Annotated in this window: 19 protein-coding genes and 2 tRNA genes; 2 read left to right on the top strand and 19 right to left on the bottom strand. The window is 55.2% G+C overall.

Annotated features, from left to right (window positions below; all coding sequences use genetic code 11):
• Window positions 1-52: 52 nt before the first annotated feature.
• On the bottom strand, window positions 53-649 hold the full coding sequence (locus PYL13_RS02500; protein WP_275640401.1) for a response regulator transcription factor: 597 nt from the start codon (window positions 647-649) through the stop codon (window positions 53-55).
• Complete coding sequence (locus tag PYL13_RS02495) at window positions 646-2244, bottom strand: sensor histidine kinase (protein ID WP_275640400.1); 1599 nt, start codon at window positions 2242-2244, stop codon at window positions 646-648. The genes PYL13_RS02500 and PYL13_RS02495 overlap by 4 nt, the downstream gene beginning before the upstream one ends.
• Window positions 2245-2447: 203 nt before the next feature.
• Here PYL13_RS02495 and PYL13_RS02490 point away from each other — a divergent pair, with 203 nt between their 5' ends.
• Window positions 2448-3104 (top strand): ankyrin repeat domain-containing protein, encoded by a 657-nt coding sequence (locus PYL13_RS02490; RefSeq protein WP_441296616.1) that lies wholly within the window; start codon window positions 2448-2450, stop codon window positions 3102-3104.
• A 76-nt stretch (window positions 3105-3180) separates the two neighbouring features.
• Here PYL13_RS02490 and prfH read toward each other — a convergent pair whose 3' ends face one another.
• The 12 genes from prfH to PYL13_RS02430 all read right to left on the bottom strand — a co-directional run bounded on the left by prfH (window position 3181) and on the right by PYL13_RS02430 (window position 15294).
• The gene (gene prfH / locus PYL13_RS02485) at window positions 3181-3792 is read right to left on the bottom strand and encodes a peptide chain release factor H (RefSeq protein ID WP_275640399.1); all 612 of its coding nucleotides are present in this window, start codon (window positions 3790-3792) and stop codon (window positions 3181-3183) included.
• Window positions 3779-5017 (bottom strand): RNA ligase RtcB family protein, encoded by a 1239-nt coding sequence (locus PYL13_RS02480; RefSeq protein ID WP_275640398.1) that lies wholly within the window; start codon window positions 5015-5017, stop codon window positions 3779-3781. The genes prfH and PYL13_RS02480 overlap by 14 nt, the downstream gene beginning before the upstream one ends.
• Window positions 5018-5447: 430 nt before the next feature.
• Window positions 5448-6638 carry a formaldehyde dehydrogenase, glutathione-independent gene (gene fdhA / locus PYL13_RS02475; RefSeq protein ID WP_275640397.1) on the bottom strand — a complete coding sequence of 397 codons (1191 nt, stop codon included), beginning with the start codon at window positions 6636-6638 and terminating at the stop codon, window positions 5448-5450.
• A 308-nt stretch (window positions 6639-6946) separates the two neighbouring features.
• Window positions 6947-7036, bottom strand: a tRNA-Ser gene (locus PYL13_RS02470).
• Window positions 7037-7291: 255 nt separating this feature from the next.
• The gene (locus PYL13_RS02465) at window positions 7292-8461 is read right to left on the bottom strand and encodes an amidohydrolase (protein WP_275640396.1); all 1170 of its coding nucleotides are present in this window, start codon (window positions 8459-8461) and stop codon (window positions 7292-7294) included.
• Between the two features lie 30 nt (window positions 8462-8491).
• A complete protein-coding gene (locus PYL13_RS02460) occupies window positions 8492-9133 on the bottom strand; it encodes a class I SAM-dependent methyltransferase (protein WP_275640395.1) in 642 nt (213 codons plus the stop codon).
• A gap of 9 nt (window positions 9134-9142) precedes the next feature.
• Window positions 9143-9811: a pseudouridine synthase gene (locus tag PYL13_RS02455; protein WP_275640394.1), complete on the bottom strand. Its 669-nt coding sequence runs from the start codon at window positions 9809-9811 to the stop codon at window positions 9143-9145.
• 90 nt (window positions 9812-9901) lie between these two features.
• Entirely contained in the window at window positions 9902-10762 is an 861-nt protein-coding gene (locus PYL13_RS02450) for a dipeptide ABC transporter ATP-binding protein (protein WP_250983341.1), read from the bottom strand.
• On the bottom strand, window positions 10759-11613 hold the full coding sequence (locus tag PYL13_RS02445; RefSeq protein WP_275640393.1) for an ABC transporter ATP-binding protein: 855 nt from the start codon (window positions 11611-11613) through the stop codon (window positions 10759-10761). The genes PYL13_RS02450 and PYL13_RS02445 overlap by 4 nt, the downstream gene beginning before the upstream one ends.
• 1 nt (window position 11614) lies before the next feature.
• Window positions 11615-12532 carry an ABC transporter permease subunit gene (locus PYL13_RS02440; RefSeq protein WP_192486695.1) on the bottom strand — a complete coding sequence of 306 codons (918 nt, stop codon included), beginning with the start codon at window positions 12530-12532 and terminating at the stop codon, window positions 11615-11617.
• Window positions 12533-12547: 15 nt separating this feature from the next.
• Window positions 12548-13552, bottom strand: coding sequence for an ABC transporter permease subunit (locus tag PYL13_RS02435; protein WP_250983340.1), 1005 nt, complete (start codon window positions 13550-13552; stop codon window positions 12548-12550).
• Window positions 13553-13695: 143 nt separating this feature from the next.
• On the bottom strand, window positions 13696-15294 hold the full coding sequence (locus tag PYL13_RS02430; protein WP_275640392.1) for an ABC transporter substrate-binding protein: 1599 nt from the start codon (window positions 15292-15294) through the stop codon (window positions 13696-13698).
• A gap of 546 nt (window positions 15295-15840) precedes the next feature.
• On the opposite strand from PYL13_RS02430, the gene PYL13_RS02425 reads away from it, so the two are divergent.
• Window positions 15841-15927, top strand: a tRNA-Leu gene (locus PYL13_RS02425).
• 330 nt (window positions 15928-16257) lie between these two features.
• On the opposite strand, the gene phoB is transcribed toward PYL13_RS02425, so the two are convergent.
• The 5 genes from phoB to pstC all read right to left on the bottom strand — a co-directional run bounded on the left by phoB (window position 16258) and on the right by pstC (window position 21432).
• Entirely contained in the window at window positions 16258-16941 is a 684-nt protein-coding gene (gene phoB, locus PYL13_RS02420) for a phosphate regulon transcriptional regulator PhoB (protein WP_192486692.1), read from the bottom strand.
• A 30-nt stretch (window positions 16942-16971) separates the two neighbouring features.
• Entirely contained in the window at window positions 16972-17691 is a 720-nt protein-coding gene (gene phoU, locus PYL13_RS02415; RefSeq protein ID WP_192486691.1) for a phosphate signaling complex protein PhoU, read from the bottom strand.
• A 102-nt stretch (window positions 17692-17793) separates the two neighbouring features.
• Entirely contained in the window at window positions 17794-18609 is an 816-nt protein-coding gene (gene pstB / locus PYL13_RS02410; protein WP_192486690.1) for a phosphate ABC transporter ATP-binding protein PstB, read from the bottom strand.
• A 16-nt stretch (window positions 18610-18625) separates the two neighbouring features.
• A complete protein-coding gene (pstA, locus tag PYL13_RS02405; RefSeq protein WP_192486689.1) occupies window positions 18626-19951 on the bottom strand; it encodes a phosphate ABC transporter permease PstA in 1326 nt (441 codons plus the stop codon).
• Window positions 19948-21432, bottom strand: a complete 1485-nt coding sequence (pstC, locus tag PYL13_RS02400) for a phosphate ABC transporter permease subunit PstC (protein WP_250983338.1) — start codon at window positions 21430-21432, stop codon at window positions 19948-19950. Before pstC ends, pstA begins: the two co-directional genes overlap by 4 nt.
• Between the last annotated feature and the right edge of the window lie 49 nt (window positions 21433-21481).

Below are 21481 nucleotides of genomic sequence, written 5' to 3'. Positions count from 1 at the left end.
GGCAGCCCGGGTTTGATTGAATCCGCGGTTCCACAGGTGCACCTAGGTAATTCTACCGAGAGGCCGCGGCAACAGTCAGTCGCACGAACTCCGCCACCGAACTGGTTCCGAGTTTTTCAGCAATATTGGCCCGGTGTGCATCTATGGTGCGAGCGGAAATATCAAGGGCGCTGGCGATATCCTTGCTGGCAAAACCCTGACAGACAAGATCAAGCACCTCTCGCTCCCGGCTGGTCAGACTTGCCAAAAGACCTATGGCTTCCTGTCTTTCCAGCGTTGCCTGCAAAAGACCTTGTGCCGACTGGATCGCATCGAGCAACACATCCTCATCGATCGGCTTGCTCAGGAAGTCGCTGACACCGGCCTTGAACGCACGGCGGCAGGCGTTCACATCACCATGACCTGTTATCATGATAATTGGCCAGTCGATGTTCCGTTCAGTCAATTTCTGCTGCACCTGTAAGCCGCTGATCAATGGCATGCGCAGATCAAGCAGCAATATGCCGGGCTGCCTCGTTTCTACATGCGCCAGAAAGGTGGTGGGGTCGGCAAAGGTCTCCACCTGCATGGCGTAGGTTGAAAGCAGCAATGACAGCGCGTTACGCACAGCTTCGTCGTCATCCACCAGATAGATGCGTGTTGCAGTCAAGCGCCTGTCTCCCGTGTTTGAACCGGCAACCGGACAATGAAACAGGCTCCGCCAGCGGCATTATTTTGCGCTTCGATCTGTCCGCCGACACGTTCGACCAATGTCGAGCACAACGCCAGACCCAACCCCATGCCATCCTTTTTTGTGGTAAAAAACGGCTCGAAAAGATGCGGCAACACCTTCTCGTCAATGCCGGGGCCATTATCGCGGATGTCTATTCTTACCCAATCACCGTCCCGCATCGTTTCAATCGTGATCTGGGACCCAGCGCCATTCAGTTGTTCAATGCTGTCGGCAGCGTTACGGATGAGGTTGTTAAAGACCTGCTCAAGTTCGACCGGATCGGCCATCAGTAGCGGTAAATCGGCACCGAGTTCCCATTGCAGCGCGATATGGCGTTTGTCGAGCTCGGCGCGCATCAGCTCAACCGTATCGGCGACAACCCGGTTAACCTCGACCGCGACCGGTCTCGGTGGCCGATTACTGATATAGTCCCGCATACGCTTGAGCATATCGCCGGCCCGTCTTGCCTCACGCACATTGGACGCCAATGCCGTCTTCAAGAGGGTATTATCGATGCCTGCCTGCTCCAGCAAACGCTCGGCAGCGCGGCTCTGGCTCATCAATGCGGTCAAGGGTTGTGCGAGCTCATGGGCAATGCCGGATGCCAGTTCGCCAAGCGAGTTGACCCTGGCGGCGTGGGCAAGGCGCGTTTCACGCGCCAGCAGTGCATTACGCTGTTCTGCCACAAGCGCTGCTGCCTGCAGGCGTTGAGCTTCCCGCCTCTGCCTTATGATGTAGGCAAGCAGTAAAAGCCCGACAAAAGTGACGGCAGCCACGACCGCAAGCGAAACGAAACCGACGAGATCAAACACCGAAATCGGACGTTCCATCGTCAGCAACAGAGGCTGCGACCGGCTGTCGATCATGCGGCTGAACGATGGCATAGACAGCCAATTGGATCTCTGATGTTCGCTGACACGTTCCATGACCACTGTGCCGTTCAGTTGCAACCGCATGGTCAGCCAGGTCGGTACTTCTTCCAGATCCACCAGCCTTTGCGGATCGATCTGCAGCACAATGGACAAAGCGGGATTGGTGTCTCGTAACTTCTTGGTCAGCAGGTAATTGTCGCCAAGCGACGGAGACACATAACTTTTCCCCTCACCAGCCTTTTGCGCAAATATCGCGCTGGCAATTGGTGCGTAATCCGCAACGCTGGCATTTTCCGGAACCGACAGTACCTGTCGCACATCCGTGGCAGCAGACGGCTCCTGCCATGCCAGTTCAATTTCCTGAATAGCGGTGATGCGAGGATAAAAGTGAATGATGCTCTCGCTGACCTGTGACAGCGGCTGTATTTGCCCACCGTCACCTGCGAGGATGAGCGATACCAGTGTCGTCAGATGTGCATCATGTTGTGCCACGCGCTGCGAGATCAGACGATGCAGAAGAAACCCCGCATCATTCAGCTCATCAGTCGCCCGTTTGAGGGAGATATTGACGGAAACAGCCCCATAAAGTCCAACGCAAACGAGCCAGACAGCAAGAATGCTGATTATCCATTTCAAACGGGAATACGTGCCTTTTACCACCTATGCACAAACCCCTCTACGCGACATTGGTGACAGCATAGGTCATAAAGTGAACCGTTCATCAAGTGTCTGCCACCGGCAATCATGCTCACGGCAGATTGATCAGACACGTCAAGCGGAGACATATCTCTGCCTTTTTAACGGCTGTAAGACGGTGGAGTGAAAACAAGGGAGTGCTTAGATTGTTGAGGACATGGCCGTTCATGCAGAGATCACTGAGGCTGATGATCCGGGCAATCGCTCTCTATAGCGTGATGGTGGGAGCGGCAATGGCGGAGACAAAACCAGATCTGTTGGAACTCGTGCGGCGCGGTGACCATCCTGCCATCGCATCGACAATCAAGGCCGGTTCTGCATTAGAATTACGCGATGAGCGGGGCCAGACAGCGCTGCTGATTGCCACCCATGCCAATGATGTCGAAGCAGCAAGGATGTTGATCGAGGCGGGAGCTGACGTCAACGCAAAGGACGCTATTCAGGACAGCCCCTATCTCTACGCCGGTGCGCGTGGGCACCTGGAAATTCTGCGATTAACGCTTTCGCATGGTGCTGATCTGAAAAGCACCAACCGCTATGGTGGAACGGCGCTGATACCAGCCTCGGAACGCGGTCATGTCGAGACAGTGAAAACGCTGATCGACGCAGGTGTTGATATCGACCACGTCAACAACCTCGGATGGACCGCACTGCTTGAGGCGATCATTCTGAGCGATGGCGGCCCAAAACACGTCGAAATTGTCAAACTGCTTGTCGATGCAGGTGCCGATAAAAATATCGCCGACAATGATGGCATAACACCGCTTCAGCATGCGCAAACCCGGGGTTATCAGCAAATCGTCGATATTCTCGAAAGCAAATAATACTGATGATTGGGCCGTGCACAAAACCCGTCATCTTGGCGCACCAGTTACCTACCGATGCGCCAAGATATTGCGGCTACAGCCTGAAGGTTTTTACGGCATTGCCACGCTCGATTGAACGATTGGCAATAAAACGCTCGGTTTTTGCCGTGACGGTTTTCCTGTCCTGAAGATGCTGAAGCATGGAAGCCAGTCGTTTCACCGCCAGAGCCTTGTTGCGGTGTTGCGACCGCTCATTTCTGGCAATGACGCGTAATCCCGTCGGAGTGTGGATTGCACGCACGGCACTATCGGTGGTGTTCTGGTGCTGACCGCCTGGACCTCCGGCTCTGAGCGTTTCAAAGCGTAGGTCCTTGGCATCAATTTCGACATCTTCGCCGACATCAAGGTCAATTTTTTGCACCGAAACAAACCAGTTCTGGCGTTTATGGCCCGGCCGAACAGGGCTCTTGAACAGGAACTTCACAGTGCCACAATAGTCCGCAGCCAGTTGTGCAGCCGCCTCTCCTTCAAGGTTCAGCAGAGCAGACTTGGGACCATGTGCGTCAGGCATCGGCCCCATGTTCAATTCACACAGACAGTTGTTTTCGCGCGCCTGCCTCTGAAGAATATCCAGCAACGCTTTGACAGCGATGCGGCATTCCGTCGGTCCATTGCCTGAAGTAATCAACAGATCAATAGCGGTCATGTTTATGACCTCCCTTTTTGTGGCCTTCCTTGCGACGGTGATCGGGTTTGCCAGTATGTTGGGTAACGCCATCCTCCCCCACTGCCTTTTTGTAGGTAACAAGCGGGCGCATGGCCGCAAGGCTGTCGATCAGCCCCTCGGCCTGCAGGTCCGTTACCACTTGTCCCGCATCCTTGTACGCGGATGAGGCTTCCTCGATGACCAGATCACGATCATCGCAGATCGCCACGCCACCCCAACTGTTGCGCAAGAGGCCGTCCCGTTCCGACCGTGTTTTGCCAACGCGACCGTGCATGGTGGCACGGTCATATTTGCGCCCGGCACCGTGGGAAATACCGCCTAGGGAAACACCAACCTGGTCGGTTGCCTTCACGACATAGCTCAGTGTCGCCCGCGATCCTGCGATGGGAGCAATCTCTCCCGGCGTTACGGCTGCAGCGCCCTTGTAGTGGACGAAACCATCTGATGTTCTGCGAACCAGATTATGCGGCACATCCGCCACAAGACGAAGATCGGCGTTGAGTAGAGAAGCTGCCTTTTCGGCGATCATGCGTCGATTGAGCGACGCCCAGGTTACGCATTGATCGTGCTTTTCCAGCCATGAAACCGCAGCGTCAGTGACGGCGTCAAGACCATGTACCAGGTCTGGTAGGTGTGCATAAATGCTTGAAAACACATCTGCACCCAAACCACGGGAACCGGAATGAACAAGCAGATATGAGCTCTGCTTCTCCAACGCAGCCCCCTCTACGTCGCCGAGCAGACTTTCGACCGCCTGCAGCTCACAAAAGTGATTGCCGCCGCCGATCGTCCCCAAGGCGTGCGAGAAGAGGTCATTTGGCAGGTCGATGTCGCCAAGCCTTTGCGATGCATCGTCAGTCTTGACGCTGTCCATGCGACGCAGCCGGTTTGCCGCCTTGTCGAGCTTAAGCTTGCGGACCGGAAGATCCAGCTCGAACAAAGACATGCCGCAGCCGATGTCGTTACCAACCAGCAGCGGATGCAGCCTTTCAGACAGCAGGGCAACACCGGTTGCACCGTACTTGCCAGGATGAAGATCAGGGAATGCCGCGACGGCTTTGACACCCGGCAAACGCGACATTTTTTCAAGCTGGTCGAGAGCTGCACCCTCAATCCAGCTTTTGCTGGAGAAATAATGATGAATATTAGCCGGCAAACGTGCTGGCTCGTGGGAAGCAAAAGCGTCCCCGGAAAAAGTGCCCATGAATGATAACTCTGGATACGTGTTCGCTATCCGCCGTCGATGACGGCGGTTGGAGCGACCTAAGTCAGCTTATACTGAGTTAGACCGAGGCCCCGATGGGGCGTGAGGAGATATTTTGCATCGATCCGCTCCCTTTCCAGAAATCAAGATGCGGTGCTTATACGCGAGTTTTGCGAGATTGCAACTCTTCGGTGACAAAGGGGCGAGCCGGAGTCTATCAATACGACGCCCCCGCGATATTTAGAGCCATGTGCAGATGCCCAATAGAATGCAACGCATTTCTCCTTCATGGCCGTGGGAACACCTAAAGCACTGATATGATGATCCATTCTCCATCGCGGTAGATGATGGCATAGCTGAACTGCTGTCCTAGTCCGACCTCGTTACTGAGGCGGACAAGGACAGCGAGCCGCAAGGCTGCTTGAGAAGATCAGGCAGCCTTCATCAGGTCACCATGGGGGTCCAGCACATATTTTACTGCCGCGCCCTGATCAAAGTTTTCGTAGCCCTGCGCGGCGTCATCAAGCGAAATGATTTTTGCATTGACGATGTCGGCGATCGGCAGCCGGTCGTGAAGGATGGCTTGCATGAGCTGACGATTGTATTTCAGCACGGGCGTCTGGCCAGTGTGGAAAGACTGCGCCTTCGCCCAACCAAGGCCCAATCGAAGGGACAAGCTACCCTTTTTGGCAGCATCATCGACCGCACCAGGATCTTCCGTCACATAGAGGCCTGGAATGCCAATGGAGCCTGCCGCGCGGGTGATTTCCATCATCTGGTTCAGAACAATGGCTGGCTGTTCGCCGCCCGAATGTCCGCGGGCTTCGAAACCGACGGCATCAATGGCGCTATCGACCTCATCCGTTCCTGTGACCTGTGCGATCATCTCCCCGAGCCGATCGCTTTTCGACAGATCAATCGGCTCGAAGCCAACCTTGGCAGCATGTGCAAGGCGTTCCTTGTTAAAATCCCCGATCATTACGACCGCTGCACCGAGAATACGCGCTGAAGCCGCTGCCGCGAGACCCACCGGACCGGCGCCTGCTACATAGACGGTCGATCCGACACCAACCCCCGCTTTCACCGCACCGTGAAAACCAGTCGGTAGAATATCGGACAGCATTGTGAGATCGCGGATTTTCGATAGAGCTCTGTCGCGATCGGGAAATTTCAGCAGATTGAAATCGGCATAGGGAACGGTGACGTAACGGGCCTGGCCACCGATCCAGCCGCCCATGTCAACATAGCCATAGGCGCCGCCCGCGCGTGATGGATTAACGGTCAGGCAGACGCCCGTGTCCTGCGACTTGCAGCAGCGGCAACGGCCGCATGCGACGTTGAACGGCACCGAGACGATATCGCCGATGTTCAGCATCTCGACATCGACACCCTTCTCGATGACCTCACCCGTAATTTCATGGCCAAGGACGAGACCTGGCAAGGCCGTCGTGCGGCCGCGCACCATGTGCTGGTCGGACCCGCAAATATTGGTAGAGATGACTTTCAGGATGACTCCATGCTCGATCCGACGCCCGTCCGGTGCCTCGAGCTTGGGATCGTCAATATCTCTCACCTCGACCTGGCCCGGCCGCAAATACACGACACCTCTGTTTCTGCTCATTCCCATTCCTCCTCTGGGTTTAGATTCGAAACTGTTGCTGCTCGGCTGGCAATTCTTTGAACACGACAATTCAGCGGGTTCGAAACCTTTTCCTCCACGAAAAGATTATGCCAGATCGGCAGTACAACTCAGCCCTGCCAGCAGAACATCAACCTCTCTCATCGACTGCCGTGAGAACGACATGGAGAGACAAAATGGCGACGAAGGTCGCGTGGCGCTATCTTAAGAAATAGCGCGTGACGATAGATACAGATCAGTTTTGGCTATTATTTGATAATGAGGGAAATGCCTTATATTGAAGGCTGTTATGGCGGAGAGGGTGGGATTCGAACCCACGATACGGTTGCCCGTATGCCGCATTTCGAGTGCGGTGCATTCGACCACTCTGCCACCTCTCCGCGGACACAGGAAGCCATAAAGCTTCAAGTGCGGCGTTCTCATAACGGGCAAAACGGGAGCGTGCAAGGGGTAATGTGCAGTTCGTGACGAGTTTATGTCGAAGCGGTCAAGAAAACTGCGCCCATCCCGCTCATGTTGGTGCAATCACCTCGACATCAGCCATCAGAACATCATCACTCTCTCGTTTCTGTAACCACTGATGAGATGATGGCTGACACCGATTCTGGTCATTTTGTTCGTGACCATATCCGTTGTTATCCATTGATATTGCGGATGATCCGCATAAAAATCCGGGCGCCAATATCAATCAACTCATCGGGAAAGTCGTAGTCCGGATTGTGCAGATTTGCGTGGCTCTGCCCAGCCCCCAGAAAAAACATAGCGGACTGTGAAACAGCGCCAAAACGTCCAAAATCTTCTGATCCGCGCATCGGTAGAAAATCCTCGGTATAGGGAATGTTCTCGGCCTTTAGTGCGGTTATGATATGCGCCGTCGCCTCGGGCGAATTTTCGCAATGCAGGAAAATATCATCGTAGGCTATGGAAGATTTCAGACTGTTTTTATTGGCAATATCTGTGACGAGCTCTACGGCCTGAGCGCACAGGGTATCCATATTGTCATCCGACAATGTGCGCAATGTCGCCCAAAGCTCGGCATTGGCAGGGGAAATGCCAAAGGCAGCTTCGCCCATACTGGCATGGGTGATGGTGACCATGCGAAAGTCGGAACCTGGCAAAAATGGCTCGTCGGCCTTTGGTAGCCCTACACCCAGTTTAACCAGCGCAGGCATCAACTCTGACAGTGCCAGCATCGGTGAGATGCCTTGCTCCGGTGACGATGCATGGGCGGTTTTGCCGCTGAGGCTGATCTTGATGCCACGCGAGGCACAGTTGACCACGCCTTGCATGATGCTGACATGGCCAAGCGGCAAGCCGGGAAGATTGTGCAGTGAAACGGAAACGTCAGGCACGATCTCGGCAAAACGCGGATCAGCCAATACAGCGGCGGCACCAGCGCCGGTTTCTTCTGCCGGCTGAAACATTAGGATAACGCGGCCCTTTTGCGGCCTCTGCCGTGAAAGACCAAGACCCAGCGATACAAGAATGGTGGAGTGCCCGTCATGGCCACACAAATGGCCCTTGCCATCACTTTGTGAGCTGTAGGCAAGACCGGTCTTTTCAAAGATCGGCAAGGCATCCAGCTCGGAGCGAATGAGCAGTGAGGGACCGGGTTCACGACCTTCGAAGATCACAGCCAGACCATGGCCGCCCAGACCTTCGATGATCCCGTCCGGTTTCATCTGCTCAATGTAAGTGCGTACGCGCTGCGCGGTCTCTTTCTCTTCTCCGGAGATTTCCGGAAACCGGTGCAGCTCCCGGCGAAATGCGGTCAATTCAACAAGGTCGTCATTGCTTAAAAACATCCGAATACCTTACTTTATTGCGGGCAAGCGCTACCCCTGCCCTGCTGCCGTTTCATCCGTCTTTCCAAAGATCATGAACACGTCATAACGTGTATTTTTACCGTCAATCTGATGATTGGGTTTCTTCAGACCGGGCATCGGGTCCGCCTTTTGGGGCCATTTGAGAACCACCCGCTTTTTGGCAACCTCAAGCGCCACACGCATCAATTCGGCCTGATCATCGTCTGCGCCGACAATGTCGCGGAGGTCGCGCATTTCCTTTTTGACAAGTGCGCTGTTGTGGCGAGGAGGATGCATAGGGTCGACCAACACGACGTCGGTTTCTAGCCCGGGCAGCAGCAGCCTGGAATCGCCGTGCAGCAGCGTCATCCGCGCTACGGTTTCAGCGTAGCGCCCACCTTCGGCCATTGCGGCCTCAAGTCCTGCCGCCAGTAGCGCATGCATCTGCGGCGACCGCTCGATCATCGTGACATTGGCGCCCAGTGAAGCAAGCAGAAAGGAATCGCGGCCAAGACCTGCCGTTGCATCAACGATAGTCGGCAAGCGCCCCTTTGTCAGCCCGACAGCCTTTGCCAGGGCCTGTCCCCGCCCCTCGCCGGCGCGAAAGCGATGACCGACAGCGCCACCGACAAAATCCACGACCAGATCTGTGTTGTTTGGTTCCTTGCTCACGCAGCCACCTCAAAACGGACACGGAACGCGAAACGACACATCACGTCCGTCCGGGTGACGAAAACCGATTTCCTCAGCGTGCAGCAACAAGCGATCCGCTGCATCAAGCGCTTCACCACTGGCGTAGAAAGCATCCCCAAGAATTGGGTGGCCGATAGCCTGCATATGAACGCGCAGCTGGTGGGTGCGGCCCGTCAGCGGGTGCAGCTTTACCCGGGTAGCCGGTAATGGCAGGCGGTCCAGCACATGCCACTCACTCTGCGCCGAACGGCCATTTTCATGGTCGACGCGGTGGCGCGGTTTGTTGTCTTGATCAATTGCCAACGGCAGATCAACAAGGCCGCTTTCTTGCGCAAGACGCCCCCAGACAACGGCTATGTAGGATTTGCGTGTCGTGCGGTTTTCGAACTGGGCAGCAATGGCAGCGTGCGCCTTGCGGTTCAACGACATCAGGACAAGACCGGATGTGTCCTTGTCCAGCCGGTTGATCATCAATGCCTTGGGAAACTGCTTTTGAACGCGGGTCGCCAGACTGTCGTAAAGAGCAGGGTCACGCCCAGGCACGGACAAAAGGCCACTTGGCTTGTCTAGGACAAGAATGTCGTCATCCCGGTGGACGATGGACAGGTATGGCTCCAGCGGCGGCGTATAAACAGGGTTTGAAAGAGTTGTGGGCATGCCACCCTTTACCACGGTTTGTGCCTGTTTTGCCTTGGATAATTGAATACCGGGTGCCGCTTTCGCAAAGCACCCGGCATTTCTTTTCGATTATGCGCGCTGTTCGCGGGCGGCAGCCTTGGCTGCCATGCGCTTGCGGATGCTTTCGATATCCGCCTGCGGCGTGGCCGCAAACAAGGTGCGGGTGTATTCGTGCTTCGGATCCGAGAAGACCTCTTCACGCGTGCCGTACTCCACCGCTTCACCAAAATACATCACCATGACTTCGTCAGCGATGTACTTCACCACAGAAAGGTCGTGGCTGATGAACACGTATGTCAGGCCAAACTCGTCCTGCAGGTCAGCCAGCAGGTTGAGAACCTGAGCCTGAACAGAAAGGTCCAGCGCCGATACCGGTTCGTCCAGCACCAGCAGCTTCGGATTCAGCATCAAGGCACGCGCAATGGCGATACGCTGACGCTGGCCGCCGGAGAACATGTGCGGATAGCGATTGTAGTGTTCCGGACCCAAACCGACCTTGATCAGCATTTCCGTTGCACGTTCACGACGCTCGGCAGATGACATCTTTGTATTGATGAGCAGAGGCTCACACAAAACATCGCCGATCTTCTGACGCGGGTTTAACGAACCGTACGGGTTCTGGAACACGATCTGAACCTTCTGGCGCATTTCCGCCGTCAGATGGCCTGGGCGGGTATCAACCGTCTTGCCATCGATCAGCAGTTCACCAGAGGTCGGCTCGTCGATGAAGGTCAGCATGCGGGCAAGCGTAGACTTGCCGCAACCTGATTCACCGACGATTGCCAGTGTCTTGCCGGCTTCCAGCTTAAAGGACACACCTTTCACGGCATGGATTGTTCTGCCTTTTTTGAGCATGCCGCCCGGCAGTTCATAATCCCGCTTCAGGTTGCGAATTTCCAGCATGGTCTTGTTGGACTGGTTCGCTGTCATGCTGTTTCTCCCGCAGGCGTTGGTGCGCCATCGAAAAATGCGGAAACGGTCGTCAGCCGGTCACCTGTTGCATTTTCCGGCAATGCGGCAAGCAAAGCCTTGGTATAGTTGCTTTTCGGGTTTTCGAAGAGGGTCAGCACGTCGGCCTCCTCCATCTTGCGCCCCTTGTACTGCACGACCACGCGGTCAGCCGTTTCCGCCACGACACCCATGTCATGGGTGATCATGATCAGACCCATGCCGTTCTGCGCCTGCAGCGACATCAGCAGATCGAGAATCTGCTTCTGGATGGTCACGTCAAGCGCCGTTGTTGGTTCGTCAGCAATCAGAAGTTTCGGGTTGCAGGCAATGGCGATGGCAATCATCACACGCTGGCACTGACCACCGGACATCTGGTGCGGATAATGCTTGAGCCGTTCAACCGGATCAGGCAGGCCAACCAGCCGGAACAGTTCGAGAGCACGTTCACGACGCTCCTTGCGGCCAAGGCCAAGGTGAATGCGCAGAACTTCCTCGATCTGGAAACCGACGGTGAAGCAAGGGTTCAAGCTTGCAACCGGCTCCTGGAAGATCATGGCAATATCCTTGCCGATCAGCTTGCGGCGTTCCGCAGCAGACAGCTTCTGGATATCCTTGCCCTGAAACAGCATACGGTCAGCGGTGATGCGCGCAGTCCACGGCAAAAGGCCCATGACAGCCAGCATTGACACCGACTTGCCGGAGCCCGATTCACCAACGATGGCGAGAACTTCACCCGGATCGACCGAAATCGAAACGCCATCAACAGCCTTGAACCAGCCATTGGCGGTTTCAAACTCAACGGTGAGATTATCAATTTGCAGAAGTGCCATATCAGGACCTCTTCAGTTTCGGGTCAAGCGCATCACGCAAACCGTCGCCCATCAGGTTGATGGCAAGAACGGTGATTAGAATGGCAAGACCAGGGAATGTAACAACCCACCATGCGCGCAGAATAAATTCGCGTGCTTCGGCGAGCATCGTGCCCCACTCCGGTGCAGGAGGCTGAGCGCCCATGCCGAGGAAGCCGAGAGCGGCCGCATCGAGAATGGCGTTGGAGAAGGACAAGGTTGCCTGAACGATCAGTGGTGCGGTGCAGTTCGGCAAAATGGTGCGGAACATCAGGCGGAACGGACCAGCACCGGCCAGACGTGACGCGGTGACGTAGTCACGGGTCTTTTCCGCCATCACGGCAGCACGGGTCAAGCGCACGAAGTGTGGCTGCAGAACCAGCGCGATCGCGATCATGCCGTTGGTCAGGCTTGGTCCGAGAATGGCAACCAGAACCAGAGCCAGCAGCAACGATGGAAACGCCAGGATGATATCCATCAGGCGCATGATCATCGTGTCGACCCAACCACGGTAATAACCGGCGATGACACCGATCACGATACCGCTGGTGAGCGACAACGTGGTGACGAACACACCAATGAACAGCGAATACTGCGCACCGTAGATCAGGCGGGACAGAATATCACGGCCAACCGGATCTGTGCCGAGAAGATATGTCAGGCGTCCGCCTTCCATCCATGACGGTGGAACAAGAATAGCATCACGATACTGCTGGAACGGCGAATGTGGTGCGATGATCGGTGCGAAAACAGCAACGATAACCAGAGCAATGAAAACATAGAGACCAATGACGGCACCCTTGTTTTCAGAAAAATAGAACCAGAACTCCTTGAGCATCTGGCGACGCATCGCAGAGGCGGAAACCGGCTCTGCGGATTTGGAAATGGCGGTATCGGCCATGGGAATTTCTCCTTCTTAGTGCCGGATACGTGGATTGATAAGGCCATACAGAACATCAACGATAAGGTTGACGATCATAATGATGCCCGCAATCAACAACAAACCACCCTGAATGACAGGGTAATCACGGCGGAAGACCGAATCGACCATCCACTTGCCGATGCCCGGCCAGGAGAAGATCGTCTCGGTGAGGATAGCGCCAGCCAACATCACGCCGACCTGAAGGCCGATGGTGGTGATGACAGGGATCATGGCGTTACGAAGCGAGTGGATGCCGATAACGCGGAAGGGCGACAGGCCCTTGGCGCGTGCGGTGCGGACGTAATCTTCCGACAGCACTTCCAGCATGGCCGAACGCGTCTGGCGGGCGATAACTGCCAGCGGAATGGTGGCCAAAACGATGGATGGCAGCGCCAGGTGGCTGAGAGCCGACGCAAATGCGCCTTTCTGGCCCGACAGCAGCGAGTCGATCAGCATGAAGCCGGTAACTGGCGGGAAGAAGAACATCAGCGAGATGCGTCCTGACACCGGTGTCCATTGCAGGATACCAGAGAACAGGATGATCAGCAGAAGCCCCCACCAGAAAATCGGCATGGAGTAGCCAACAAGTGCAACGCCCATCAGGCCCTGGTCGAAGATCGAACCACGTTTGATGGCGGCAATGATGCCTGCCGGAATACCGATAGCGATAGCCAGCACGATCGCACAGAAGGAAAGTTCAACCGTTGCCGGGAACAGTGCGAGAAACTGGCCAAGAATAGGTGACTTGGACACAATGGATGTGCCGAAATCGCCGGTGAGAACGCCGCCAAGGTAATCCAGATACTGGATGACCAGCGGGCGATCCATGCCGAGCGCAGCACTGATCTGTGCGTGGCGCTCTGGGGACATGACGCGTTCACCCGACAGCAGGGCAACTGGGTCACCCGGAAGCAAGCGAATGAACAAAAATGCAACGATAGAAACCCCGATGAATGTCGGGATGAGCACAGCTATGCGCCGTACAAGGAAGCCAATCATAGTAGACCTTCGATCTGTTCCTTCAGGAACCTGTTCGTTGGTAGGTGTGGCGATTTTGCCTACATCTTAATTTGTCGGAACTGCACAAAGCAAATGCCGCGCGCCTTTATTAAAAGGCACGCGGCACGCTTAACGATCACAGCTTACTCAGCGATGTCCACATTTTCGAATGTGAAGTCACCCAGCGGGCTCTGAACGAAGCCGCTGACTTCCTTACGCATCGGAACGATGGACAGGGAGTGGTCGATGGTTGCCCAAGGAGCTTCCTTCTTGAAGATAACCTGAGCTTCTTCATAGAGCTTGGTGCGCTCAGCCTGATCGGTCGTAACCTTGGCCTTCTTCACCAGATCGTTGAACTCCTTGTTGCACCACTGCGCACGGTTGTTACCGCCAACAGCTTCGCAGCCGAGAAGTGTGTCGAGGAAGTTGTCCGGATCGCCATTGTCGCCGGTCCAGCCGAGGAATACAGCGCCGTCACGGTCCTTAGCCTTCGAACGGTCGAGGTATTCGGCCCATTCGTAGGATACGATCTCAACCTTTACGCCGATCTTTGCGAAGTCATCCTGGATAACTTCAGCAGCGCGACGTGCGTTGAGCATGTAAGGACGCGAAACCGGCATTGCCCAGACCTTCATGGAAAGGTCCTTCACGCCTGCTTCTTCAAGCATCTTCTTGGCAGCGTCAAGATCGTAAGAATCATCTTCGATCTTGTCGTTGTAAGACCACATTGTCGGTGGGATCGGGTTCTTGGCAGGCGTTGCCATGCCCTGGAACACTGCGTCAACGATAGCTGGCTTGTTAATCGCCTTGTTGAGCGCCTTGCGGACTTCGACCTTGTCGAACGGAGCCTGCGTTGTGTTGTAGGCGAGATAAGCAACGTTCAGGCCTTCCTGTTCCATAACCTGCAGGTTTGGATCAGCCTTCATGGACTGTACGTCAGCAGCGTTCGGGAACGGCATCAGGTGGCATTCGCCAGCCTTGAGCTTCTGGTAACGAACAGCAGCATCGGTGGTGATCGCGAATACGAGATCGTCTACCTTAGGCGCGCCGCCCCAGTATTCCTTGTTAGCCTTGTAACGGATAACGGCATCCTGCTGGTAACCGACGAATGCGAACGGACCGGTGCCAACTGGCTTCTGGTTCAGCTGTTCCTTGGTGCCGTCAGCAGCAAGTTTGTCGGTGTATTCCTTCGAAACGATCGAAGCGAATGGCATCGCAAGGTTTGCCAGGAACGGTGCTTCAGGACGGTTGAGGGTGATCTTGACCGTCATGTCGTCGACTTTTTCAACAGACTTGATCAACTCCGGGAAGCCCATGCCGGCAGCATATTCCCAGGATGTACCAGCAACATACTGGTGCCATGGGTTGTCAGTCTTGATCTGGCGCTCGATGGAGAAAACAACGTCATCGGCGTTCATTTCGCGGCTTGGCGTGAAGAAATCAGTTGTCTGGAACTTTACGCCCGGACGCAGCTTGAAGGTGTAAACCGTGCCATCTTCCGAAACTTCCCAGCTTTCAGCGAGACCAGCAACTGGCTTGGTTGTGCCGGGCTCGAATTCAAGCAGGCGGCTGTAAACAGTGTGTGCAGCGGCGTCAAAGGTGGTGCCGGCGGTGTAGAGGCCCGGGTCAAAACCTTCTGGAGAACCTTCGGAGCAGTAAACGAAGGTTTTCGCGCTTGCTACATTGGCGAAGCATGTTGCAGACAGCAAGGCTGCCGCAATGAGGCCAATTTTGGAATTCATGTATAGCTCCCACTTTTATGTTCCCGTTTGTGCCAACAGACGGGAATGGTTGAGTCATTATCGTAATTTCAGTCTGATCCGACGCGGGAGCCACAATTCGGCAATTTAGCTTTGTAAGCAGGTTCCGTTTTGCTGTTCCAGCGGCGCTGCCCCCATTGCCAAAATAACGGGCGGCGTAACCGAAAAGCTGTCTTAGCATCACGAGAGGCAAAGGCGGAAGCCCCCTTATTGCGTAAAGATATGATTTATTCTGTCACAACCAGAGATTCCTGTATCGATACAGGCCAGCCTCATTTTAAGGCTCTGATATGTGAGGGAATTGGTGCCACGCAAAACCAGCATCTTGGCAAATCAGGCAAAACGCAGAATCCGCATAAAACAAGGGCTTAGAGGCTGTGCAAAACCATGCGCGGAAATTTTCACGTAAAAATACTATTTATTTTCAATTAGTTGAATCGCCAATCTGTATGACTGAAAACAATTTGTCATAAAAAATAAAAAAGTCCGTTGACATAGAGCGCTGCTCGCCGTACATCGCTCTCCGTCGCCCAGATGGCGGAATTGGTAGACGCGCCAGCTTCAGGTGCTGGTACTCGCAAGGGTGTGGAGGTTCGAGTCCTCTTCTGGGCACCAATTTCTTGATTTAGTTGTCTAAATCAGCCTGCAAAAAAGCTCCGGTCTCCGGAGCTTTTTTGCGTTTAGGGCCTAGTTACTCCTCACAGCCTGTCTGAAAATGATAGATTTCGACCAACTCGAGCCATCGTTTTGTTCGTCGGATTGGGCGTGTCTGAAACCGCAAATTTTCAGGTCAATTTTGCACCAAACTGGATATGCCGCGTTCTCATATCGAGCAACGGTGGCATCGATGAGTTGTGAACTCATGGGTAGTGAAAGCTCTCCCAAAAACAAAAAAGCGCGACTATGAGCCGCGCCTTTGATGTTTTTGCATGATGAAAGACCGGATCAAGCTTCCATCGAATAACCCGCACCACGAACCGTGCGAATGACATCCTGCATATTGGAGAAGTTCAGCGCCTTGCGCAGACGTCCTACATGCACGTCAACGGTACGTTCGTCGACGTAGATATCATGCCCCCAGACACCGTCGAGCAGCTGCGAACGTGAGAACACGCGTCCCGGTGAGGACATCAGGAACTCCAGCAGGCGGAACTCGGTTGGCCCAAGGCGCACTTCACGGCTTTTACGGTGAACGCGGTGCGTTTCACGATCAAGCTCAATATCACCGCATTTTAGCACCGAAGACAGCACCTCGGGCTTCGCACGGCGCAGCATAGCTTTCACACGTGCCATCAGCTCTGGCGTGGAGAACGGCTTGACGACATAGTCATCCGCTCCGGTGGCGAGACCGCGAACGCGTTCGCTTTCTTCACCACGCGCCGTCAGCATGATAATCGGCAGGCGTTCTGTTTCAGGCCGCATTCTGAGGCGCCGGCACAGTTCGATGCCGGAAACACCCGGCAGCATCCAGTCCAGCAACAGAAGGTCAGGAACCCGTTCCTGCAAACGAATTTCTGCTTCGTCTCCACGAGTGATCGTGTCGACTTCGTAGCCTTCGGCTTCTAGATTGTAACGCAGCAGAACGCTCAGGGCTTCTTCATCTTCTACGACTGCGATCTTCGGCAACATGGCTGTACTCCGCTCAAGTCCGTCTATCTATTATTCGGTTACAGCACCGAGCGTGTTGGAGCTGTCGTCCTTCGGACGATCACCTTCAAGCTGGCTGCCTGTTGCCATGTAATAGATGGTTTCGGCGATATTGGTTGCGTGGTCACCGATACGTTCGATGTTCTTGGCGCAGAACAGCAAATGCGTGCAGGTGGTGATGTTGCGCGGATCTTCCATCATGTATGTCAGCAGTTCGCGGAACAGCGAGGTATACATGGCGTCGATTTCTTCATCACGCTCACGGATGGCGTTGGCCTTCTCGGCGGAACGTGTTGCGTAAACATCAAGCACTTCCTTGAGCTGAACCAGTGCCAGCTCGGACAGGTGCTCCAGGCCGCGTGCCAGCTTGCGTGGTACGCCCGTGCCCTGAACAGCGATTACGCGCTTGGCAGTGTTCTTGCCAAGGTCGCCAACGCGCTCCAGGTCGCTTGCAATACGCAGGGAACCGATGATTTCGCGCAGGTCGGCCGCCATTGGCTGACGCTTGGCAATGGTCACAATTGCCTTGTCACCAATTTCGCGTTCCGCGTGGTCAAGTACGACGTCTTCGGAAATGACCTTCTGAGCCAAAGCCGCGTCGGAGTTGACCAATGCGCGAACTGCATCCGCGCACATTTGTTCTGCAAGACCACCCATCTCAGAGATGCGGCGTGTCAGGAATTTCAGCTCATCGTCATAAGCAGACAAGATATGCGAATGTGTCGATGTCATTTCAAAGTCTCCGGCTTCTGCAAGGGCGCGAGACGAAGCTAAATGGCTCCAAGTCGCTCCGGCACAATTCTTTCACGTTAACAGCGGGCGATTACTCCAGGATTAGCCGAAGCGTCCCATGATGTAATCCTGCGTGCGCTGGTCGTCTGGATTGGTGAACATCTTGTCAGTGTCGTTTTCTTCGACAAGATGGCCGAGGTGGAACATCGCCGTGCGTTGCGAAACGCGAGCTGCCTGCTGCATCGAGTGCGTCACGATGACAATGGTGTAGTTGGTGCGCAGTTCGTGGATCAGTTCTTCCACACGTGCCGTTGCAATCGGGTCGAGAGCCGAGCAAGGCTCATCCATCAGGATGACTTCCGGGCTGACGGCAACCGCACGGGCGATGCAGAGGCGTTGCTGCTGACCACCGGAAAGACCGGTACCCGATTCGTGCAGGCGATCCTTTACTTCGTTCCAGAGACCGGCCTTGTGAAGGCTGGATTCAACGATCTGGTCCATGTCCGCACGCGACTTTGCCAGGCCGTGAATACGTGGGCCGTAAGAGATGTTCTCATAGATCGTCTTGGGGAACGGGTTTGGCTTCTGGAACACCATGCCGACGCGGGCACGCAGTTCCACCACGTCGATGGCCGGATCGTAGATATCATCCGTATCGAGCGTGATCTTGCCGGTAACGCGGCAGCCATCGATGGTATCATTCATGCGGTTCAATGTGCGCAGGAACGTGGACTTACCACAACCCGATGGGCCGATCAGCGCCGTTACGGTATTTTCGCGAACGTTGAGGTTCACGTCGAAAAGCGCGCGCTTCTCTCCGTAATAAACCGAAACGTCCTTGCCGATCATCTTAAGCGAAACATCATTCATTTTCTTGTCCAGCGCCTTTTCAACTGCTGCTTCCGACATCATGTTCATCTGCTTCAAGCTCCTTTTACCAGCGCCGTTCGAAACGTCGACGCAGAAGGATTGCGCCTACATTCATAACAATCAGGAACAGAAGCAATATGATGATTGCTCCCGATGTACGCTCTACGAAAGCGCGTTCTGCTTCATTTGCCCACATGTAGATCTGGACTGGCAAGGCAGTAGCAGGGTCCATTGGTGTGGTCGGGTAGTTGGCAACGAAGGCCACCATGCCGATGAGAAGCAGCGGTGCGGTTTCACCCAGAGCATGTGCGAGACCAATGATCGTGCCGGTCAGAATACCAGGCATGGCCAGAGGCAATACGTGATGGAAGATCGTCTGCATTTTCGATGCACCGAGGCCAAGGGCCGCAGCGCGGATAGATGGCGGAACTGCCTTGAGTGCCGCCCGTGTAGCAATGATGATGGTTGGCAGGGTCATCAGGGTCAGAACCAGACCACCAACAATCGATGCCGAACGTGGGAAGCCCATGAAGTTGATGAACACCGACAGACCAAGCAGACCGTACACAATGGACGGAACGGCCGCGAGATTGTTGATGTTGACTTCGATGAGGTCGGTGAAGCGGTTCTTCGGAGCAAACTCTTCCAGATAGATGGAAGCGGCAACACCGATTGGCAGCGACAGCACCAGAACGATCAGCATCATGTAGAAGGAGCCGATCAGCGCAACGCCCACGCCAGAGGCTTCCGGACGGCTGGATGCGCCATTGAAGAAGATGCCGGTGTTGAAGTGCTTGGCCAACTGGCCAGCCTCAGCAAGCTGGTTCATCCAGCCAACCTGATTGTCTTTTACCTTGCGGCTGGCTTCGGCCACAGACAGGTCGATCTGACCCTTGTAAGCAGAGTCGATGTCGCCCGCCGCCAGCAGCGACACGTTGCGGGTCGTACCGATAACCGACGGATCCTTGGTCACGATATCGCGAAGCTGAGTGCGCACGCTATCGGAGATCATGGCATTGACAGCGCGCAGGTCTGCACGGTTGTCAGGTGCAATACCCAGAACCTTGGCAACAGCGTCGCGTGCCAGGATCGGGTAGTTGGCGGTCATCAACTTTGCCGGATTCTGAGCGCGCTCATTGTTCGGGTCGATAACCTGCTCGGAGAACTCGACAGGCACCGTGATCATCGTCTGCTGGAAGGCAGTATAGCCCTTGCCAATCACTGACCACAGCAACAGCGCGAGGAAAATCAGGCCAAACGAGATGGCAGCGACACCATAGGCACGGAACCGGCGTTCAGCAGCGTAGCGACGCTTGATACCGATATCGCGACGGTTTGTGGATGCCTTGGCAGACGGAGTGGAGGCCGGCGAGGAAACTGCGTCGGTCATTCATACTGCTCCCGGTATTTGCGCACGATGTAGAGCGCGTAGATATTGAGGCAAAGCGTGATGGTGAAAAGCGTAATGCCGAGGGCGAAAGCAACCAGCGTCTGGGGCGAGGTAAATTCAAGGTCGCCCGTCAACTGGCTGACGATTTTCACGGTCACAGTCGTCATCGGTTCAAATGGGTTGAACTGGATGCGCGCGGCAACACCGGCGGCCAGAACAACGATCATGGTTTCGCCGATAGCGCGCGATGCCGTCATGAGGATAGCACCAACAATACCTGGCAAGGCAGCTGGCAGAACAACGCGCTTGATGGTTTCCGAACGGGTTGCACCGAGGCCGAGAGAACCGTCACGCAGTGCACGCGGCACGGCGGTGATGATATCGTCCGACAGCGACGACACATAAGGAATGAGCATGATGCCCATAACGAAACCAGCGGTCAGAACACTCTGTGCCTGGATGAACGTGGTGTAGTTACCCGTTGCCAGACCGTTGATCTGGGTGGAGATGTCACGCAGGAACGGACCAACTGTCGTCAGGGCGAAAAAGCCGTAAACGATGGTTGGGATACCGGCGAGCACTTCGAGAAGTGGCTTGGCCATCGAGCGAACGCGCGGCGACGCGTATTCCGCCATGTAGATGGCCGAGAACAGGCCAACCGGTACGGCCACGAGCATGGCAACCAGACCGATGTACAGCGTACCCATCAACAGTGGGATGAGACCAAACTGACCGGAACTGTCCGTTGCACCAGCAGCCGCAAAACGTGGGTCCCACACGGTTCCAAAGAAGAACTCATGTGCTGGCACCATATTGAAGAACTGGATCGCTTCCGTCAGCATCGACAGGATAATTCCGACCGTGGTCAGGATCGCGATCGAAGAGGCAAGTATCAGACCGGTCAGAATGAATTTTTCCACTCTGTTACGGGCGCGGAAGCGCGGCGCAATCGAACGGAAAGACACTGCTGCACCGCCAAGGGCCAGACCAAGCACCACAACGATCATCGCAATGCGGCTCATCGAGGTCAGGTCGTTCAGTTCCTTGGCAGAAACGATCATGTAGGGCTGAGGGTCGCCGGCCAAGGCAATACCACGGGTAGACAGAAGCGGACGGATATCTGTCGTGCCAGCCTCAACCGCGGCGAGTTCTTCAGCCGAAAGGGCGTTCATGCCGCGCGCAATTGCGCCGACCATGCCGTAAGCCAGTCCCTGTTGGGCTTGCGACTGGGCGCGAACGTCTTCCGGGAAACCGCCACGCACGGTGGAGGTGATGACCATTGGGCTGACAATCAGCCAGATACCCAGAATGATGGCGGCTGGAATGACGGCCCACAAAAGAACGTAAGAACCGTGATAACCCGAGCGGGAATGCATGACGGCGGAACGGCCGCCGGCAAGCGCCGCAGCACGGCGGCTACCAAGCAGGTAGCTGGCAATGCCGATCAATGCCAGTATGAGCAAAAGGATCGATGTGTTCATAAAATTTCCTCGGCATGCCGGGGCGGCAGGGTGCAGCAAAACAACGTAA

Origin of the sequence: Agrobacterium sp. Azo12, from assembly GCF_029193765.2 — a bacterium.
Lineage (GTDB): Bacteria > Pseudomonadota > Alphaproteobacteria > Rhizobiales > Rhizobiaceae > Agrobacterium.
The sequence above is the reverse complement of the archived record's forward strand: the minus strand, read 5'-3'. Positions and strand labels throughout refer to the sequence as shown.

Bases quoted from the DNA above. Each gene is read 5' to 3' on its own strand.
- PYL13_RS02490 (WP_441296616.1), top strand. From the start codon at position 2,448: ATGCAGAGATCACTGAGGCTGATGATCCGGGCAATCGCTCTCTATAGC.
- prfH (WP_275640399.1), bottom strand. From the start codon at position 3,792: ATGACCGCTATTGATCTGTTGATTACTTCAGGCAATGGACCGACGGAA.
- PYL13_RS02480 (WP_275640398.1), bottom strand. From the start codon at position 5,017: ATGGGCACTTTTTCCGGGGACGCTTTTGCTTCCCACGAGCCAGCACGT.
- fdhA (WP_275640397.1), bottom strand. From the start codon at position 6,638: ATGAGCAGAAACAGAGGTGTCGTGTATTTGCGGCCGGGCCAGGTCGAG.
- PYL13_RS02465 (WP_275640396.1), bottom strand. From the start codon at position 8,461: ATGTTTTTAAGCAATGACGACCTTGTTGAATTGACCGCATTTCGCCGG.
- PYL13_RS02455 (WP_275640394.1), bottom strand. From the start codon at position 9,811: ATGCCCACAACTCTTTCAAACCCTGTTTATACGCCGCCGCTGGAGCCA.
- PYL13_RS02450 (WP_250983341.1), bottom strand. From the start codon at position 10,762: ATGACAGCGAACCAGTCCAACAAGACCATGCTGGAAATTCGCAACCTG.
- PYL13_RS02445 (WP_275640393.1), bottom strand. From the start codon at position 11,613: ATGGCACTTCTGCAAATTGATAATCTCACCGTTGAGTTTGAAACCGCC.
- PYL13_RS02440 (WP_192486695.1), bottom strand. From the start codon at position 12,532: ATGGCCGATACCGCCATTTCCAAATCCGCAGAGCCGGTTTCCGCCTCT.
- PYL13_RS02435 (WP_250983340.1), bottom strand. From the start codon at position 13,552: ATGATTGGCTTCCTTGTACGGCGCATAGCTGTGCTCATCCCGACATTC.
- PYL13_RS02430 (WP_275640392.1), bottom strand. From the start codon at position 15,294: ATGAATTCCAAAATTGGCCTCATTGCGGCAGCCTTGCTGTCTGCAACA.
- phoB (WP_192486692.1), bottom strand. From the start codon at position 16,941: ATGTTGCCGAAGATCGCAGTCGTAGAAGATGAAGAAGCCCTGAGCGTT.
- phoU (WP_192486691.1), bottom strand. From the start codon at position 17,691: ATGACATCGACACATTCGCATATCTTGTCTGCTTATGACGATGAGCTG.
- pstB (WP_192486690.1), bottom strand. From the start codon at position 18,609: ATGAACATGATGTCGGAAGCAGCAGTTGAAAAGGCGCTGGACAAGAAA.
- pstA (WP_192486689.1), bottom strand. From the start codon at position 19,951: ATGACCGACGCAGTTTCCTCGCCGGCCTCCACTCCGTCTGCCAAGGCA.
- pstC (WP_250983338.1), bottom strand. From the start codon at position 21,432: ATGAACACATCGATCCTTTTGCTCATACTGGCATTGATCGGCATTGCC.